This window comes from Candidatus Hydrogenedentota bacterium, assembly GCA_019695095.1.
In the GTDB taxonomy this organism is placed as follows: domain Bacteria; phylum Hydrogenedentota; class Hydrogenedentia; order Hydrogenedentales; family SLHB01; genus JAIBAQ01.
On the sequence record JAIBAQ010000405.1, the window covers coordinates 1 to 2511 of the forward strand.

At 57.1% G+C, this 2511-nt stretch carries 2 protein-coding genes; one reads left to right on the forward strand and one right to left on the reverse strand.

What is annotated here, in order from left to right:
* On the forward strand, positions 1-423 hold a 423-nt coding region (locus tag K1Y02_26910; GenBank protein ID MBX7260014.1), incomplete at its 5' end, for a GDP-mannose 4,6-dehydratase.
* A gap of 316 nt (positions 424-739) precedes the next feature.
* On the opposite strand, the gene K1Y02_26915 is transcribed toward K1Y02_26910, so the two are convergent.
* Complete coding sequence (locus tag K1Y02_26915) at positions 740-2221, reverse strand: DUF2079 domain-containing protein (GenBank protein ID MBX7260015.1); 1482 nt, start codon at positions 2219-2221, stop codon at positions 740-742.
* Positions 2222-2511: the final 290 nt, after the last annotated feature.

Sequence of the window (2511 nt, forward strand, 5' to 3'; positions counted from 1 at the left end):
CCCGCGAACCACATCGGCCCCGGCCAGGCCAAGGACTTTGTGGTGTCGTCGTTCGCGTCGCAGGTCGCAGCCATTGCCGCGGGCAAGCATGAGCCGGTGATGAAGGTCGGGAACCTGGAGAGCGAGCGGGAGTTTGCGGATGTCCGGGACGTCGTGCGCGCCTATCGCCTGATTCTGGAAAAGGGAACGCCCGGCCGGGCCTACAACGTCGCGACGGACCACTTTGTGAAGATCCGCTACATCCTCGACAAGCTCTGCGAACTCGCCGGCGTGAAGCCAACGTTGGAGATCGACCAGGCACTTTTTCGCCCGACCGACACGCAAGCCCGGATCGACACGACCCGCATCCGTACCGACGTCGGCTGGATTCCCAACATCCCGCTGGATCAGACGTTGAAGGACATCCTTGCGAGTGTTGCGTAGCCGCCAAGGTAGGGCACGCTGGCCCCGCCGTCGCTGGGGGAGCTATGGCGGGCAAGTCAGCGCGCCGCCTGCCCTGAGCGCAGTCGAAGGGTGGACCGCTCAGCGAGCGGTCCCTACCCACGATGACAATTACCGCCCCACCGTGAATTGATAGAAATCCAGCGGCTGAGTCACAGGTGGTCGGACTGGGCTAGTACGACGAGAGACGGAATATTGTGGCAAGTGCCAGCACCAAGAATATGACAAACAAAATGCAAATCGCCGGCCAATCGCGATGCGAGGTCATACACAACTTTCTCCAGCCATGGGCTACTGCTCAGTCGGTTTGAGACCCACCGCCCATGCCGGGTCGTGGAGGCAATTCCCCGGCAAAATACTCATCCGTATCCAATATCACGCTTGAGACGAGGCCGGACTTGTTGAGCAGACTTTGCGCCACACGTCGTCCCGTTCTGGAAACGACGACGTACCCGATCTTCTCGCGAAGAATTCCAACCAAAATATCCGTGTTCGCAGGAAATGTGCTGTGCTCAGCGTCAGCCGCGCTTGGTGGAAGCCTGCTATAGGTGTAAACCTCCGGCATCTCGCAAAACGCTTGGAGTGTATAATTGTCGCACAGGATTCCGACCGACCGACCCTGCATTTCATGCCGCAATCCGAACAGTCGAGCGGCATTGTCAGCTCGTTGACCGTAAGCCTGCCACGTCAGGAGAATTCCGTTGGGCGACATCACGTGGAGAAAGATGCTGACTCCGGCGGCAATAAGCAGCGCGAACTCGACGCGATGGCGGACGCCTTCCCTGGCGAAGTGGTGCCAGATCAAGCCCGCGAGTGAGAGAAAGATAATCGTGTAGAGCGATAGCCGGGGGGCAAAGATGATTCGGTTGTATTCCATGAAGTCTCCGCCTGTCAGAGGCAGCCATTCCAACCGGAAAAACAGCCAGCCCAGCGGCACAAGGATCAACGCGAATGCTATGATTCCCAAGACAGGACGGATATCTGGTCTTCCGGCAGCAAGGATTGATGCATACTGCATAGCGACCATGAAGATCACGGCTCCGAAGATGAGACTTCCAGCAATTAGTGCGCAGATTGTGCCGAGTCCAGGATGGCTTGGGATCGCCTGCAAATGATGCGGGTAACCCGTCCAGTAGAAGAAACCGACTGTGACAAGCACCCAAGCCACCCAAGATACGAACAGACCGGCAAGTATTCGTGACCTGACCCCGTTTCTCTCCCACGCTACGCAGACATAAGCCATGACAAAAAGCGTGAGGACGAGCGCCTCTTCTCGAGCCAGAAAGACTGCGTTGAACCAGAAGAGCGTCCAAAACGGAGACCTCCGCATCGCAGCGTTGATCGCTAAGAAGAGAAGTGGGGCGAGGAAAAGGTACGGACGCAAATCAAATGCCGACGCGTACAGAACTGCCGGCGCGAAAACATAGTTGGTGGCCAGCAAGCACGCAGCACCCGGCGTCCATGCGCGATGAAAATACGTGAAAAGTGGTGAGAAGAGAACGAGTGCAGTAAAAACGTACAGCGATATTCGCGTGCCCGAAACTGCGTATAGGACGGCGTAGATGTACTTGATGGGCTCGAGGTGAAGCGCCGCATGCCCCCCCGCACCATCAATTCCGTGGAAACCCATCCAATTGTAACCCGATACGGTCGTGGAGGAGATAGGGCTCGAATGAATGGTGTCCAATAGTCGCGCAGAAAACTGGAGGTAGAACGGATAGTCCAGCGCGTTGTATTCCAACGCACGCGATTTCAGAGACTGAAAGGCGATCGAAGCCACGATCGCAAGAACAAAAAGGCAGCCTACACATACACGGGTCCATAGAACGCCACTGGGCTCCGTATTTGATGTGGAGCCGGCGATCTGGTGGACTTCACGTGATTGCATTACACCAGCATAGACAATTCCTGCAACGCCTGGCGATTGCTTTGCAAGCCGGCTTACCGCCCCACCCTCACCTGGTAATAATTCGCATCCGCCGTCGCCGTCACGTCCGTGAAGACGTTCTGCGGCACCGTCGCCGGCACATTCGTCGCGATCCGGACAAAACCTTCCAGCAGGTTCGTGGA